Annotated in this window: 16 protein-coding genes; 2 read left to right on the forward strand and 14 right to left on the reverse strand. The window is 32.1% G+C overall.

Annotated elements, in window-relative coordinates; translation table 11 throughout:
* Nucleotides 1-101 precede the first annotated feature (101 nt).
* From ACWJKE_RS07890 to ACWJKE_RS07900, 3 genes are all read right to left on the reverse strand, one after another.
* Nucleotides 102-1286: an ABC transporter permease gene (locus ACWJKE_RS07890; RefSeq protein ID WP_216302848.1), complete on the reverse strand. Its 1185-nt coding sequence runs from the start codon at nucleotides 1284-1286 to the stop codon at nucleotides 102-104.
* Nucleotides 1279-2007 carry an ABC transporter ATP-binding protein gene (locus ACWJKE_RS07895; protein ID WP_216302849.1) on the reverse strand — a complete coding sequence of 243 codons (729 nt, stop codon included), beginning with the start codon at nucleotides 2005-2007 and terminating at the stop codon, nucleotides 1279-1281. Before ACWJKE_RS07895 ends, ACWJKE_RS07890 begins: the two co-directional genes overlap by 8 nt.
* A gap of 147 nt (nucleotides 2008-2154) precedes the next feature.
* A complete protein-coding gene (locus tag ACWJKE_RS07900; protein ID WP_216302850.1) occupies nucleotides 2155-3825 on the reverse strand; it encodes an MFS transporter in 1671 nt (556 codons plus the stop codon).
* A gap of 134 nt (nucleotides 3826-3959) precedes the next feature.
* On the opposite strand from ACWJKE_RS07900, the gene ACWJKE_RS07905 reads away from it, so the two are divergent.
* Complete coding sequence (locus ACWJKE_RS07905; RefSeq protein WP_216302851.1) at nucleotides 3960-4559, forward strand: TetR/AcrR family transcriptional regulator; 600 nt, start codon at nucleotides 3960-3962, stop codon at nucleotides 4557-4559.
* Between the two features lie 33 nt (nucleotides 4560-4592).
* Here the strand turns inward: ACWJKE_RS07905 and ACWJKE_RS07910 are convergent, their stop codons facing one another.
* The 7 genes from ACWJKE_RS07910 to ACWJKE_RS07940 form a co-directional block, all read right to left on the reverse strand.
* Nucleotides 4593-4757 (reverse strand): ATP-binding protein, encoded by a 165-nt coding sequence (locus tag ACWJKE_RS07910; protein ID WP_216302852.1) that lies wholly within the window; start codon nucleotides 4755-4757, stop codon nucleotides 4593-4595.
* 121 nt (nucleotides 4758-4878) lie between these two features.
* Nucleotides 4879-6624 carry a sensor histidine kinase gene (locus tag ACWJKE_RS07915; RefSeq protein ID WP_216302853.1) on the reverse strand — a complete coding sequence of 582 codons (1746 nt, stop codon included), beginning with the start codon at nucleotides 6622-6624 and terminating at the stop codon, nucleotides 4879-4881.
* Between the two features lie 271 nt (nucleotides 6625-6895).
* The gene (locus ACWJKE_RS07920) at nucleotides 6896-7651 is read right to left on the reverse strand and encodes a sulfite exporter TauE/SafE family protein (RefSeq protein ID WP_216302854.1); all 756 of its coding nucleotides are present in this window, start codon (nucleotides 7649-7651) and stop codon (nucleotides 6896-6898) included.
* A 24-nt stretch (nucleotides 7652-7675) separates the two neighbouring features.
* Nucleotides 7676-8932, reverse strand: coding sequence for a Bcr/CflA family efflux MFS transporter (locus tag ACWJKE_RS07925; RefSeq protein WP_462959309.1), 1257 nt, complete (start codon nucleotides 8930-8932; stop codon nucleotides 7676-7678).
* A 373-nt stretch (nucleotides 8933-9305) separates the two neighbouring features.
* Nucleotides 9306-9905 (reverse strand): acetylglutamate kinase, encoded by a 600-nt coding sequence (locus tag ACWJKE_RS07930; RefSeq protein WP_253198159.1) that lies wholly within the window; start codon nucleotides 9903-9905, stop codon nucleotides 9306-9308.
* Between the two features lie 157 nt (nucleotides 9906-10062).
* Entirely contained in the window at nucleotides 10063-10374 is a 312-nt protein-coding gene (locus ACWJKE_RS07935) for a hypothetical protein (protein WP_165413217.1), read from the reverse strand.
* A 257-nt stretch (nucleotides 10375-10631) separates the two neighbouring features.
* Complete coding sequence (locus ACWJKE_RS07940) at nucleotides 10632-11243, reverse strand: DNA-3-methyladenine glycosylase (RefSeq protein ID WP_216302856.1); 612 nt, start codon at nucleotides 11241-11243, stop codon at nucleotides 10632-10634.
* A gap of 288 nt (nucleotides 11244-11531) precedes the next feature.
* Between ACWJKE_RS07940 and ACWJKE_RS07945 the strand changes: the two genes are divergently transcribed.
* On the forward strand, nucleotides 11532-12908 hold the full coding sequence (locus tag ACWJKE_RS07945; protein ID WP_462959310.1) for a complement C1q domain-containing protein: 1377 nt from the start codon (nucleotides 11532-11534) through the stop codon (nucleotides 12906-12908).
* Between the two features lie 189 nt (nucleotides 12909-13097).
* Here ACWJKE_RS07945 and ACWJKE_RS07950 read toward each other — a convergent pair whose 3' ends face one another.
* The 4 genes from ACWJKE_RS07950 to ACWJKE_RS07965 are packed head-to-tail and all read right to left on the reverse strand — an operon-like array spanning nucleotide 13098 to nucleotide 16592.
* The gene (locus tag ACWJKE_RS07950) at nucleotides 13098-13523 is read right to left on the reverse strand and encodes a hypothetical protein (protein WP_220320403.1); all 426 of its coding nucleotides are present in this window, start codon (nucleotides 13521-13523) and stop codon (nucleotides 13098-13100) included.
* A gap of 57 nt (nucleotides 13524-13580) precedes the next feature.
* Nucleotides 13581-14765: an ABC transporter permease gene (locus ACWJKE_RS07955; protein ID WP_220320402.1), complete on the reverse strand. Its 1185-nt coding sequence runs from the start codon at nucleotides 14763-14765 to the stop codon at nucleotides 13581-13583.
* 2 nt (nucleotides 14766-14767) lie between these two features.
* Nucleotides 14768-15457, reverse strand: a complete 690-nt coding sequence (locus tag ACWJKE_RS07960) for an ABC transporter ATP-binding protein (RefSeq protein WP_220320425.1) — start codon at nucleotides 15455-15457, stop codon at nucleotides 14768-14770.
* A complete protein-coding gene (locus ACWJKE_RS07965) occupies nucleotides 15447-16592 on the reverse strand; it encodes an efflux RND transporter periplasmic adaptor subunit (RefSeq protein WP_462959311.1) in 1146 nt (381 codons plus the stop codon). Before ACWJKE_RS07965 ends, ACWJKE_RS07960 begins: the two co-directional genes overlap by 11 nt.
* Nucleotides 16593-16782: the final 190 nt, after the last annotated feature.

Consider the following 16782-nt stretch of genomic DNA (forward strand, 5'->3'; position numbering starts at 1 on the left):
CCTTAAAGTAGACAGATTAAATAATAAAAATCTGTTACCGGGAAGGGGAGCATATGGTTACCATCGTGTTATGAAGTCTGTTTATTTTACAGGTTAAATTATTAAGATCTAAATATTACACTTTCCTTATTAAACATATGTTTTGCTAGCATAACAGCAACTATCGTATAAACTATTGACCATACTATTGTTATTCCTATATGACCATAATTATAAATTCCACTTGTAAGTTCCTTAACCACTGAGCTTACACTAAGCAATGGTATATTAAAATAAAGAAAAGGTATGTTTTTCGAATCCATAAACATAGTTCCATAAGCGGCAAATATCGGAATTATTGAAAATGGTACCAAATAAGTTTGAGCTTCCTTGAAGGAACGAGCATATATACTTACCCCTAGTTCAAGAGCACCAAAAAACATTGTTGTTATTATTGCTATTACTCCAATTAAGGCTATTGCTTTGTAACTTAGACCAACTGAAGAACTTCCGTTTCCGAACATTCCACCAGGTATTTTCATTGCAATTAGAAGACCAATCATTGAACATACCGATACTATAAATCCCATTATTGTTATTGCAAAGAGTTTTCCTGTTAATATATAATGTCTCCCAGCTTTTGTTGTTAAAAGTGGTTCAAGTGTTCCTCTTTCCTTCTCACCTGCTCCTAGATCTGTGGCTGCTGCAATTGTCCCTGTTGCACTGTAAAGGAGTATAAACATAGGAATCATTATACCTAATAACATTTGACTTTGTGCCTTGTCTTCTTTTTGAAAACTTGTTTCAGCAATTTTTATCGGGGTTAATATCTTTGCATCAATATTTATTTTTTTTAATCTATTTGCAACTATTTGTTTACTTAATTTATCTACTGTTTCCGTTACCTTGCTAAGTGCAATAGATGATTTTGTATTTGTATTATCATAAAAAATCTTTAAATCAGAAACATTACCACTTGAAATAGATTCATCAAAATCCTTTGGTATTTCTATAAAAAGTAGTGCTTCTCCATCCTTTACTGCGGCTTTCCCATCAATGCCCGTTTTAAATTTAATAGTTTTATCATTTTTTAATATCTTCCCAATGCTGCTATTTCCCTTATCGACCATCACGATATTTATATTTTTTTCAACAGAATCCTCAGCACTATTCATAGTTTTCCCCATAATAAAGCTAAGTATAGGCATTAATAAAAGAGGAATTAACAAACTTACTATTATTGTCTTTTTATCTCTAAGCATGTCCTTAAGTTCTTTAAACAATATTACACTCACTAATTTATTCATGATTACCTCCAATAAGATTAACAAAAATATCTTCCATGTCTTCATTATTATATTTAGCCTTAAGCGAACTTATTGTTCCATGTTCCACAACTTTTCCCTTATGTATTATTACAACTCTATCACAAAGCTTTTCAACCTCTACCATACTGTGACTTGAGAAAACTATAGCCTTACCTTCTGACTTACACTTAAATATAAAATCTTGAATGAGTCTTGTGGCAGAAACATCAAGTCCGGTACTTGGCTCATCAAATAACATAACTGAAGGCTTATGGACAATACTTCTTGCAATTGCTACCTTTTGTTTCATACCTCTTGAAAATTTCCCTACCCTTTTATCTATAAATTCACTCATTTCAAGTTCTCGCGTAAGCTCTTCAATGCTTTTCTTGGCATCGCATGCGTTCATTCCATTTAATTGAGCAAAATACATTATATTTTCTCTTGTTGTAAGCCTGTCATATAGGCCAACCTCTCCACCAAATAGAATTCCAATTTCCTCTCTAATACTCTCAGGCTCACTTACTAAATCATGGCCTGAGATTTTTCCTTCCCCCTCTGTTACCTTAAGCATAGTTGCAAGCATTCTCATTATAGTTGTTTTTCCAGCTCCATTTTCTCCGATGAGACCTAATATTTCTCCTTTATTAACTTCAAAAGAAACTCCATCCACCGCTGTAAAATCTTTAAACTTTTTAGTAAGGTTTTTTACCTCTAACAATTTAATTCCCCCTTGCGTAAAATCTTATTGATATATTTTTAAAATTGCCCCTTTCAACTGTTTACCTTCGTAAGTTCTGACAATTTGCAACAATTTATAAGTAAATTATACCATAGTTTACTATTTTTTAGCGTGGTTTTTTCCGACTTATCTATCCCCAAGGGTATGGTGCATAATCTTTTCATCCTCTCGTAGTTTTCTATCAGTAAATAGACCACATATAGACAATATAAAAACTATAGCATAGGAAACTACAAACGTATTATCAAAAGCGTTGCTTAGTTCCTTATCTTTAATATTTTGACCGAAGTTTATTAGATATTCTACTTTGTTTTTTTGTTCCTTAATTGACGTTAAAACTACTATTTTTTTATCATTAGGTACCTTAGCTATCATCATTTTACCTTGATTATCAATATCCTTAATGACGTCTTCCTTTGAAAATGACGTTGAATTTTGATTTAAATTATTAACTTTACTTAACATTTTTTCTTTAATAATTGGATCTAGGTTTGCTTGTGAATTTATTTTGGTCGTAACATCTTGTTTAATATTATTAGTTGCATTTGTCACATTAGTGTTTAATATACTCACAAGAACTGCAATGCCTACACACATCCCAATTTGTCTTGCAGCATTAATAATTCCTGATGCCATACCACTTTTTTCTACAGGTAGGTATTTTATTGATGAAGCGATTGATTGTACTGAAAATCCAAATCCAATTCCCATAATAACAAGCGTTGTTCTCATGCTTGTTATTGAAGTGTTTATATTTATCTGCGATAACAACACTGTACCTACTCCAACAATAATTATTCCTAAGAAATTAACAAGTCTTGCTCCAATCTTTTTAACCAAAATACTACCTAGGGGAATACCTAATACCGAAGCTAGTGAAAGAGTCATCAGTACAAGTCCAGATTTAAGAGGAGAATAGTTAAATATCTGTTCTAAATAAAAATTTAATAATAAAAGTGGCGAAGCTGTTGCAAAACCTGCCGTCATATATAAAATGCAAGAGGCCGTAAAGGTACTTTCCTTGAACAAATTAAGTGGTAGCATTGGTTCCTTAGTTTTAACTTCAACAAATAAAAATGCGATAATTGATAAAATGCATATGCAAAAAAGTGATACTATTGTTTTTGATTGCCATCCATAATCGTTTCCTTTAAGAAGTGGGAAAACTAAGCAACATATACTTATCATAAGTAAAATTGCACCTAGAATGTCTACTTTTTTTGAAACAGTAGTATCATAAGATTCATTTAAAGATATAACTGCAAAAAGTATAGCTATAATAGACATTGGAACATTAACATAGAAAATATATTTCCAGTTTAAATACTGGAGAATCACACCACCTATAGGTGGACCAACAGCAGCTGCCAGAGCCGTAATTCCACCTGATACAGCTATTACAAAGCCTCTTTTTTCTTTGCCGAAAATCTCAAGTCCTAGAGGTAAAACAACTGGGGTTATAATTGCAGCACCTATCCCTTGAAAAAATCTCATAATGATCAAAAATATAAATGAATTTCCCACTGCGCAAAGTAGTGATGATAACCCAAATATAAATAGCCCTATTATTAGAATTTTCTTTCTCCCGAATTGATCTGCAATTTTAGAACCTATAATTAGAAAAACTGAAAATGATAACAAATACGCAGTTGTAATCCAACTTACATCATTAATATTTTTTCCTAAATAAATTGCTATATCTGGTAATGCTATATTTACTATAGTACTATCCAGAACTCCTAAAAAACAACCGATAATTAATGCTGTAAAACCTAGAATAACTTTACTTTTTTTCATAAGACCCTCCTAATGTGAAACTCATTTCATATTCATATTATAGTTTTTATATCTAAAAATGTCAATAACATGAAACGAAATTCATATTATTGACAAAATATATTATTTATATTAAAATTTAACCAGGTGATATTATGAAAAGTAAAATAAGAATACCGGTTCAAAAAAGGTCAATTGAAAAGCGAAAAAAGATAATTGATGCTGCATTAAAAATATTTAATGATAAAGGATATTTTAACACTAATACAGCCGAAATCGCTAAGGAAGCAGAGCTCGCTACGGGGAGTCTATATGCATATTTTAAGGATAAAAAGGATATATTTTTAGAAGTCACAAATTTATATGGGAACACTATTTACAATCATAGCGTTAAGGAACTGAGTAAAATTAAAGATACAAATGATTTGGATTTAATGATAAACACCACTATAAATATAATACTAGAAAGCCACAAAATATATTCAAAATTTCATCAAGAAATGATGACATTATGCTATATAGATAATGAAATTAGATACCAAGTTCGTGAGCAACAAAAACTTTTGCTTAATAAATATCAAGAAGAATTTAAAAATTTTGATCTAAATTTAAAAAACAAAAGTGAAAAGAATTTTTTGTTATATTCTTTAATTGAAGGTACCTGTCATGAAATTATTTTTAATGAGAAATCAAATCTAGACAAAGATATTTTAATAGAAGAATGTGCAGAAATAATAAAAAAATTATTACTATAAAGATTAGAGAAACATTAATACATTCGCCCAAAGTTAGATTTCATCATAAAAAAGCTCAAAGATATTAGGAATCTCATTGTTAGGTATACCTACACCATTATCTGAAACCACTATCGATATTTTATCATTATCTATCTTTTTAAGTAATATATTAATTTTCCCATCATTCACACCATATTTTATTGCATTTTCAACCAAATTAAATCAAAGATAGACAAAGCTACACAGATCGTGTGGCTTCGTCTATCTTTGTGGAGGTGAGTTCTTGAAGATTCTACTTGCCGAAATGGATTAGGTATTAAATATTATCCATCATATCCTATTTATAGACATCTGAAAACTCAATTTTTATTCTTTGCTCAAAATCGTTTATGCTATTATCAATAGACTTAATACTTTCTTCTTTGCTATCATGCTTCGATACCTTAACAGGAAGTTTTATAAAAAACTTAGTACCAACTCCATGTTTACTCTCAACTGTTATTGTCCCACCTTGTATTTCTACCAGCGATTTAACAAGCGATAATCCGATACCACTTCCTTCATATTTCCTTGTAAACGATTTATCCGCCTGCCGAAATCTATCGAATATTAGATTTACCTTGTCATCCGGTATTCCTATGCCTGTGTCTTCAATCGAAATAGTTATGTATTCTTCACCATCATATATATTAACAAATATGCTTCCACCAAGAGTTGTAAACTTTATAGCATTGGATAGCATGTTAAGCATTATTCTTTCAATTTTTTCTAGATCACAATCCACTATCTTTTCCTCTATATCAGTATCAAATATGAGACTTAAGCCATTATTATTAAAATGCTCTGCTACAGATAACGTAATTTCCTCCACAATATTAACAATGTTACAATTAACCATATTCAGTTCAAAAAAACCTACATCCAATTTAGTTAAATCAATTAAATTGTTTATTAATTTTAGCAATCTAAAGCAATTATGTTTTTCAATATTTATATTATTAATAATCTTTTCTCTATTAATAGGGTTTTTTTCATCATTAACGCCCATTTCAATGATTTTTATTGTACCTAATATTATATTCAACGGAGTCCTTAGCTCATGAGAAATATTAGCAAAAAATTCAGATCTTAACTTCTCTATTTCAGCAGCCTCATTCTGTAATGCTAATTCATTCTTTTTTCTTTCTGTAATATCCCGCACAGTTGCTATAATTACTTCATCTTCATGAATCTTTGTAGCATGAACATTAACTTCTACCCAAAAATCTTTGTTACTTTTATTTTTAACTATAAACTCTTGTATCAGATGGTCCTTACCGTTTTTCTTATTACTTAATGCATCTATATAAAGCTCAATATTGTCCTGTTTTTTTGAGATAATATCATATACATTCATACTTATTAATTCATTTCGAGAATAACCAAACATAGTGGTAGCAGTTCCATTTACATCCGTTATATTTCCATAAACATCATGAATGAATATTGAATCACTTACGGAATTAAAAATTGCGCTTAGATATTTTTGGCTTTTTTCAAGTTCATTCTGAGAATTTTCATACGTAAGTTGCCTTAAACCACTTTCGGCAAGCGTCATAATAAGCCCTGAATAATACTCAATTATATGATCAACCTTCTTTTTAGAATAAACAGGCACCTTGCTTAACGCATCTAGATACTCTTTTTCATCAAACCCTAATTCTATTGCTTGTGCTGCAAAATATTCTTTATCTATTACTTCATCTTCATAAAAAAATTGGCTAAAAAAAATCGTAGCCAAATGTTCTCCGGAAATAACAATAGGTAATGCAATATCCCTCATATTATTTAGACACTTATAAGAGATATATGCACCATCCATAATATGGTCACTAATATATTGATCACTAATGGAACATTGCATGCATGTAACTGGATGAACTCTATGAAACTTAGTGCATATATCCTGCCATCCCGTTGCAATAATAATTGTGCCGTCTATATCAACAATTCCAAAATTAATGCCTACAGCAGCATAAATATTTTCAGCCATCTTTTTTAGTGAATCAATATTTATTAGTTCTGAAAATTTAACTTTCCTCATAAATAATTCCTCCTAAGTAACATACCCTCTTATTAAAAACATTCTATCATAGTAACTTTGCTAAATTAGGGGAATATTGTCGTATAGGATATTAAAAATTCTATATCTAATATTAAAAGCTGTGAAGTAATTACTTCACAGCTTTTTCATTTATTTAATAATTTTTATTTATCAAAATTGGGAAAAGAAAAAATTTCATCTAAATCATTAAATCTACTATATCCTTGTGCGTAGAATATGATTATAAATCGAATTACTGTTTTTTCTAAATTTATACCAATAGTCTTACTGCTGCTATAAATGTCATGATTATAATAATATATCTGAAGTTTTTTTCATTAATTTTTTTAATCATAAGCATCCCTAAAAGGGCTCCTAATGCAATTGCTGGCACCATACCAATGCTAAGTAAAACTGTCTTAAAGGCAATATTATGCCAGAATAAAATTTGCAATGGTAATTTGGCCAAATTAACAAGTAAGAAAAACCAAGCCGTTGTGCCCATAAAATCGTTTTTTTTGAAGTTCATAGTTAACAAATACACACTGAATATAGGTCCTGCAGCATTACCAATCATGGATGTAAAGCCAGTAGCAATTCCAGCCATTGCATAAAACCATTTATTTGTTGGGACTTTTATATTTTCACCTTTTTTTTCAGTATAAATTAAAGCGACTAAGCAAAGTAAAACTGAAATAGATATAACGGCCTTAAATTGTTTATCATTAATAAAGTTTCCAACTATAACACCTAGTAGTAACCCTATGATTGTCCATGGCAAAAGTTTTTTTATATTTTCCCACTTAGCATGTCTATTATAATAGTACACTGCAAAAACATCCCCTATTACTAATATAGGAAGTATAACACCTGTAGATTCCTTCCCTCCAAATACACTGGCAATAATTGGTATAACAGGCATCAAAAACCCGCTTATTCCGGTCTTTGAAACGCCTACTAAGACAGCCGATATTATTAAACATATCCATTGCATCGTTGATAAATTAAACATATGAATGATTCCCATTATTTTACCCCTCTTCTGAAATAATTACTCAGCATTTTTATTTGCTACCTCTATATGATAGGTTACCTGTCTAATATATGGTTTTTTAGAGATAATCAGCCATGCTATAAGGCTTATAATTCCTATTAATAAATGCATTAGTCCCATTACCACTATTTTATTAGAAAAATTCAAAGAAATTATAAACATACCAATACTACCATAAAAGGTCATTGCGCAACTCATTAATGAGGATGCTGCACCAATATCGCCCTGTAACTGTTCAAGCAAAAGGTTAGTTCTTGCAGGTGCCATAATGTTACCAAAGAGAGACGCAGGAATTAATGATAATGTAAAAAATAAAGGACTTAAATTACCTATCGTACAAATGAATACCCCACTTATACTAAACACAATAAATGAGACAGTTATTATTGAATTACTATGATAATTTTTTGATAATTTAATGTATAGTAAAGGCCCTAGTAGGTAAAACACCGCGTTTAAAGCAAAATAATAACTATATACCTTTTCACTTAATCCAAAGCCATTTACATAAATATACGAGGAGGATGATATAAATGACATAGAAGCAGCAGATATCAGTGAAAGTATTATAAGAAGTGACATAAAGCTCTTATTTTTTGCAACTACGCCTAACCTTCCTATGGATTTAAATATACTTCCTGTATATCTTTTTTCTAGTGTCTCTTCCATGGCTATGCTTCCAGCTAAGGCTAAAGCTCCTATTATAGATAGCACCACAAATACTCCACGCCAAGAAAGAACACTTAGTATCATTGCTCCTATAACTGGAGAAATTATAGGTGATATCATTCCCATAGACTGAACTAAAGCTATTATGGTTACTCTCCTCCTACCACTATATACATCTTTTACTATAGCTGTTGCCACCGCTGTTGCAGCCCCACAACCAATTGATTGCAGAATACGATAAAAAATTAGTTGGTAAACATTTACAGAAAATATACATAAAATGCTTCCAATAGTATATACAGATAATCCTATAAGTAATACTCTTTTCCTTCCGTATTTATCACTAAGGGGTCCCCAAAATAGGGTTCCTACAGCGTAAAATATAAAGAAAAATATTAATGTAAGATTTACTAGACCTTCCGATGTGTTAAAGCTTTCAACCATTTTAGGAAGCGCTGGTAGATAGATATCTGTAGATAATGGGATAAATGCACTTAAAAAAGCTATAAACATTATGAAGCCCTTATCTCCCAAATATTTTTGTTTCTTTTCCTTTTTGTCACATATCTTTTCTTCGTTTTCCATTCTTTGCCTCCAAAAATAATAGCATATTACATCATTCAAGTTATTACATGTCCTTATAAACCTACACAAAAAAAAATACAGGATTTCTCCTGCTCCATTCCTGATAAACTTCAATTAGGATTTTCCTAAATTATCGCCTGTGGTGACAAAGCATTAACTTGACTTGAATTATTTATGTCATTAATATTAGCACTAGTATTAGCTTGTGTTAATAATTGTGATATTTGATTAATCTCCAAAATACTCCTCCTTTGTTTAACCATAAAGTGCCATATTTTTAATTTTACCCTATATGCCTTTAATTATCTATACTTTTTATAATTAAATTATCTCCTGCAGAGCTGCACAGCTTTGCAGAAGATGAATTGATAACTTATTTTGAAAATTGTTTAACAATGCCCTCTGCCATAACATCTGCCATCTTTAGGGCTTGATTTTCAATTTCATCGTATACTGCGATGCTTCTTTCGTAATTGTTGGTAAGTATATCGATTGCCTCTGCTTTGGTCATAGCTAAGTGTTCATATAACATTATTTTCCAATTTTCTTGAGACCAATAAGGATTGATTCTAGCAAGGAAAACTGCGATTTCATCTGCATTTGCGTACCATCTTTTCTCAGCATCTGCTGCCTCTTTACTATAGCCAGCTTTGGCTGCTTTAACAAGCTGTGCGGCGATGACAAGATGACTTTTAAATAACTCACTAAATTGAGAAGCAATTTCATCCCCATAGAAAGGTTTTAATACTAACTTAAAATCTGTTGGATTTCGAAGAAGTCGCTTAGTAACAAAATCTACATCTGGTAAATCTTTTATTATGCTTGTTATTGTCATCCTCGTCCAGACAATATGTTGTTCCCAAAGTATCCGCATAATATTTCTTAAATCTACTTCTGCTTCACTAATTATCCTAGGCTCAGTAATGTGCCGTTGCGCCACCATCCAAGATGCATCATATGGAAATAAATACATTGTTATCACCACTTTCTAATTTTTATACTATAATATGCTTATGTGAGCAATAAGTACCCATAAAAAAAGGAATATAGAAGGGCATAACAAATTGAGGTTAGTATACGATATACTAACCTCTCTATTTTTTTCAATTCTTTTCATAATCTACATAAAATTACAAATAGTATATTGTCCCAGTGAAGTTTACTTCTGAATCTTCTTCATAGTCAATATACGCACCTTTAAGATCTACTACATTTTCATGTATATCAAATCCCTCTATGCTTATTGTTTCTATTACATTATTTTCATTAACACATGTTGCCAATGTATCATAATAATCTTCTTCATCATTATATATAATTGCAGTACTTAATATTCTAAATGTTGCCTCCCTTATAATTTTTCTATTTTTATTTATAATTTTCCCAAACTTAATTTCTTGTACCCCATCTTTTTTATCATTGTCTTTAAATAAAAAACTCATTCCGATTACTTCCCTTCATTTTTATTATAATGATTCAATATCAATATTATTATAGTCAATTTTCTTATCAAAAGAAACATTCCCTATTCAGCCAACTAACCAAGATTTAAATAATAATCATATAACTATAATATAAGTTTTAATACTTATTAGCGAAAGGAAGTATATAAATGGTGGATATGCATTATAATCTTGTAAAGACAGGATTAAGAACCATTCAAAAAATACCAGATTAGTTTAGAGATGATGTAATTGCTCTATTTTACAGATACCCAAATATTGTTTTTAATGTAAAATCTCCATAGAAAGTCCTTTGCTTCTTCTGCATAATCAATTCCAATTCTCTTAGCTTCTATAATTTCAATTTTTTCTTTTTCCACTGCGTCTTCAATATATAGTTCACTTATGCACAAATCCTGTTTGTTATTTTCTTTATTTATATTCATAGCTATACAGAGCTTAGATGGGCCTGTGGTTAAATTTTTAATTTGAGCTTTTGTCAATTCATTATAACCTTTTTTAAATCTTAGCTTTGACATTTCGTCTAGACCTTCTATTGGCTGAATAGCTCTAATTAAAACCCCTTCAGCAATTCCTTCTTCTTTTGTTATTACATTAAAGCAATGATACATCCCATAAATAAAATATACGTATGCGATGCCAGGCATACCATATAGAGTCTCAAGTCTTGGTGTATGTTTTCCCCCGTAAGCATGGCAAGCCTTATCTATTGATCCAATATATGCTTCTGTTTCAACTATCTTTCCCCTTAACTTTACTCCATTAACTTCATGTACAAGTGTTTTTCCTAAAAGTTCCTTAGCAACCTGCAAAGCTTCTCTGGCATAAAATTCTCTAATAAGTCTCATTCCAACTTCCTCCTAAAACCTATAATAAATATCTATTTTTAACCATATCTTTATATTATATATAAGTAACCATTTTTAATCAATGACGAACATAACTGTTTTTTGCAAAACAAATAATTTTCACATCAATAATTGGAATAGTACTTTTTCAACTAAATTTTTAATGTATATCTTTAACACAAAACAAGGCATCTGCATATTATGTATAGAAAGTGTGAACATCTTAAATAAGAGAAAGTACAAGCTCTTTAAATAGAAAAAATATTATTAATAAGGAAGGTATCTATATTGAATAAATACAATGATTTTTCTTCTGAAAAATATCAATCTGACGATGAATATGAACCTTATGACTTTTTAATTCCTAAAAACCACAATTGTGATGACAAACCACACTGTAATGATAAAGACCGCTGTGACGATAGACCACACTGTGATGACAAACACGATCGTTGTCATCCTTGCTGTATAAAATGCATAGTTGGACCAACTGGAGCTACTGGAGCTACTGGACGAACCGGAGCAACCGGACGAACTGGTGCAACCGGAGCAACTGGACGAACTGGAGCAACTGGTGCAACTGGAGCAACTGGACGAACTGGTGCAACTGGTGCAACTGGTGCAACTGGAGCAACTGGACGAACTGGTGCAACCGGAGCAACCGGAGCAACTGGTGCAACTGGACGAACTGGAGCAACCGGAGCTACTGGACGAACTGGTGCAACTGGTGCAACTGGAGCAACCGGAGCTACTGGACGAACCGGAGCAACCGGACGAACTGGTGCAACCGGAGCAACTGGTGCAACTGGACGAACTGGAGCAACCGGAGCTACTGGACGAACTGGTGCAACTGGTGCAACTGGTGCAACTGGAGCAACCGGAGCTACTGGACGAACTGGAGCGACTGGTGCGACTGGACGAACCGGAGCAACTGGTGCAACTGGACGAACTGGAGCAACTGGGGCTACTGGTGCAACTGGAGCTACTGGACGAACTGGTGCAACCGGTGCTACTGGAGCAACTGGAGCTACTGGACGAACTGGTGCAACCGGTGCTACTGGAGCAACCGGAGCAACCGGAGCAACTGGTGCAACTGGTGCAACTGGACGAACTGGTGCAACTGGAGCAACTGGACGAACTGGAGCAACTGGTGCAACCGGTGCAACTGGACGAACTGGAGCAACTGGTGCAACCGGTGCAACTGGACGAACTGGAGCAACCGGAGCTACTGGAGCTACTGGTCCAAGTTTTAATTCGTATGCAAATGGTGTTATAACAACAAATAAAATATCAATTCCAGTTGGCGGCACTATTATTTATGATACTGTAGATATTGTAGGACCTGATTTAAGTTATGATCCAACAACAGGTATATTTACAATTAATACAACGGGTGTTTATGTAATCGACTGGAAGTTTGCTGTTACTCCAGATCCTTTAACCTTTGCTTTACAACTTGATTTAGAAGAATCCCCTAGTGGAGTTGTTATTGGTGGTATATCTATTTTAGTAACAAATCCAACTGTAAATGGCTCTAACAAGGTTTATGCCGCAACAGCAGGACAATCTTTTAGATTTGCTAACAATTCAAATGGTCCTATTAGTATAGTACTTGCAGGTCTAGCTGGGGCTATTGGAACTATATCTGTCTTCAGAATTGTTTAACATCAACAGATTATAACTAATTTTATTACCTTAACTGGCTGCCTATCGACGGCAGCCTTTTTTGATTACTATTACATTATTTTCATTAACGCATATACAGTCAAATGCTAAAAATCCTGTTAACATAATGAGTTAACAGGATTTTCAGTCTAATATTTATTAATTTTTTGTTATTATTAATAACAGGTACTATACATCTATCTGTTCTGTTTTAGTGTCAGTACTAAATATTTCTCTTTTCTTCCAAATAAAGAATCCCATAAGTGCAGGCATTATTAAACTAACAAGTATCATCCAAGGTTTAGTTCCACCAGCTACAATTGTATATGCTATTTGAGCCACTGTAGCAATAAAATAGATATATATTCCTAATTCCTTTTTCATTAAAATCAAAATAACACTTATAGCTAATATTACTGAGAATACCAACCCAATAGTTAAACTTAAATTTGTGATTTCAGGCATACCTATATCCAATGCTTTATATGCAGCGTTAAGTTCATCTTTCTTAGAAAAGTTTTTTATACTAAATAATCCAATCGCACTAACAATCAATTGAATAATCGATATTGTTTTTATACCTGCTCCTACTTTTGGTTTTTTAACGTTTTCCATAATTCGCCTCCAATAAATATATTTTTAAAATAAGATAATAATGGCTTTCACCAAGATTTAATTGTAAATAGCCTCAATTGGATCCATTTTCGATGCATTAATTGCTGGTATAATTCCAAAAATTATTCCAATTATAACAGAGATTGCAGTTGCTCCTATAACGCTTTCTCCGCTCATAACTGGAGGGAATGGCATAAATATACCAATTATTTTACAAAAAATAAATCCGAATAATATACCAAGTAAACCACCAAGCCCTGTCACCATAATCGCTTCTATAAGAAATTGGAGTAATATACTTTTAGGTTTTGCCCCAATAGCCCTACGTATACCAATTTCTCGTTTCCGCTCAGTTACAGAAACATACATTATATTCATTACACCTATTCCCCCAACAAATAAGGAAATACCACTAATCAATGCTATGAAAGCAGTTAAATACCCAATAATCTGTCCAAACAACTTAGTCATTGCCTGAGGATCCTGAAGCTTATACTCACCTTTTAAATTAGGATGAGCCTTAACAAGTTCCTTTTTTACGTTTTCAAAAACCTTATCTTTATCTTCGCCATCTTTAAGATAAATATCTAAGCTTGAGATAAAGGTATCCGTATTCATATCTTCTTTTGATTCCTTTGAAATATAACTTATTCCACTTGTCAGATCGAATTCAGCCTTTTTTTCTAGAACTCCTACTACCTCGTAGATAATTCCATTTACTGTTATTCCACAACCTATGGCATTTTCTGGAGTTTCAAAAAGTTTTTCTGCAACTTTATAATCCAACATAATTAACTTTTTAGAATTCTCATCTTTTTTGAAAGAACGACCATACTTAATATTTATATCTTTACCATCATAATCCTCTATCCCACTTTGTGTGTCTTTATCAATATATGTACATTCTCCATATATAATTCCTCCGCTTCCTTGCATACCCTTCGATACCTCAGCCTTTTCTACTCCAGTCACTGTTTTAAGAGAATATGGATCAGATTTGCTAAAGGGTTCAATCAAGGTTAAATCCGCATCAACGTTTTCTGGTTCAAAATTAACATTTATTTTATTTGCGCTTGTATCCGCCATAGATTTATTTACCTCTACCTTTAACCCATTACCAACTGACATAATGGTTATTACAGAGCTTATACCTATGATTATTCCTATCATTGTGAGAAAAACCCTTAATTTATGTGATTTTAGACTGTATACTGAAGTTTTGATTAAATTTATTATAGACATATCTAATCCACCTTTGTTATCACTCCATCTTTTAAATGGATTACTTTGCTAGCATATTTAGTTAAATCGTCATCATGTGTTACCATTATTATTGTTTTATTTTCTTCATTAAGTTTCTTTAGTATATTCATAATTTCCTCTCTGGTTTTACTGTCTAGAGCGCCTGTTGGCTCATCAGCTAAAATCACGTAAGGATTGTTAATGAGAGCTCTTGCTATCGCAATACGCTGTTGCTGTCCTCCAGATAATTGTGAAGGTGATTGCTTCTCTTTATGAAGCAATCCTACCGTATCTAAATATTTTTCTACACGGTGTGCCCTTTCTTTTTTAGGTACATCAGTGCCTTCTTTATAAAGCAAAGGAAGTTCAACATTCTGACCAATAGTCAATGAATCTATCAAATGAAACTGTTGAAATATAAAACCCAGATAACTATTTCTAAGTTCTGATCTTTCATTTTCACTAAGATGAGTAACATCCTTGCCATTAAACGCATATTTTCCATTATCAAAATGATCAAGGAAACCAAGAAGGTTTAAAAGTGTAGTTTTTCCACTACCTGATTTCCCCATTATCATAACAAAGTCACCTTGCTCTATAGTTAAATTTATATCCTTCAATACGTGTAATTTGGAATCCTTTAACTTATAATACTTATTAATATTTGTTAACTCAATAAGATTACTCAACAGAAATACCTTCCTTCATATCTTTAGTAGTTTTCGCTATACTATCACTTTCTTTTAACCCACTAAGCACAACAACTTCTGGCGTTGTAGCTTTTTTATAAGCGATTGCTTGTTTTTTCAACTTTTTATCCACAACCTTGAACACGTATTGCTTTCCAGCTTCCTCAAGTATTGCACTCTTTGGTATTTTCATCTCTTCTTCTTTAAGTTTCACTGTGGCTTGTACATGAAAGCCATTGATAACATCTGCTTGTGAATCCAAGGATACATTTGCATCATAATAAGATACAGCAGAAGCTCCACCTGTAGCACCTTGCGCTCCAGCCGCTACATCTGGCGCTGCTGGACTATTCCCTACACTTTTCACCTTTCCTGTTATAGTTTTATTTATAGCGAATATAAGTATATCCACTTTTTGATTTTCCTTTACCTTTGTTTGATCCTTTTCATTAATATTTCCTTTTACATAAACTGTAGTAGACTCTATTACAATATATGGTTTCGTCATATCTTTAGAATCATTTAATATTACTTTTCCATTTATCGGAGCTTTTATATAAGTGTATTCTTTCTCTTTTGAATTTTTAAGCATCCCTTTTGAAGTATCAATTTGTGCTTGCACAGCATCTATTTGATCTGAGTAGCCACTAATTTGAGCCTCAGTACCTGCTGCAGCCGATGCACCCATGGCAGCGGGATCGACACCAGCCTGTTCTGCTTGTTGTTTTGCTTCTTCCTTCTGCTTTTCTAAAAGTTGTTTTGCTTCTTCTTGTTTATCGACTAATTTCTTTTTTTGCTTGTTAGCATTAGTAATTTCTTGGTTTCCCTTATCTATCTCATCCGTAACCAAACTGTTCCTGTATGTAAAAAGAGCATCACCCTTATTTACTACTTGTCCATTCGTAACCGAAACCTTATTTATTGTTCCTTTTGTTTCATCTCTATATATATTTTCCGTTTTTTCAGGAACAACAACACCGTTTACAAATATTTTCTCTTTAGCCGGTATTGTATATAAAGCTACTTCTTTACCTTTCTTACCTGCTGAATCTTTATTGTTCTTAACTACATATGCAATAATTCCAGATAGTATTATTACACCAATAATGCTTAAAAAAATAATATGTTTCTTTTTCATAGATTTCCCCCCTATAAATACACTTTAAATAAAAAAAAATGTTAAATTAATAACAACTTTCAGAATTATTTTACCACATTCTTCTTTGATTTACAACATTTGCAGCAAAAACTTTGTTTTATGATTTTTTTGCATCCATAAATATGGTTTTATTCCTTATTTAAGCATGCTTTATTTATATCATATTTCA

The sequence above is a fragment of the Clostridium sp. CM036 genome, from assembly GCF_055081135.1.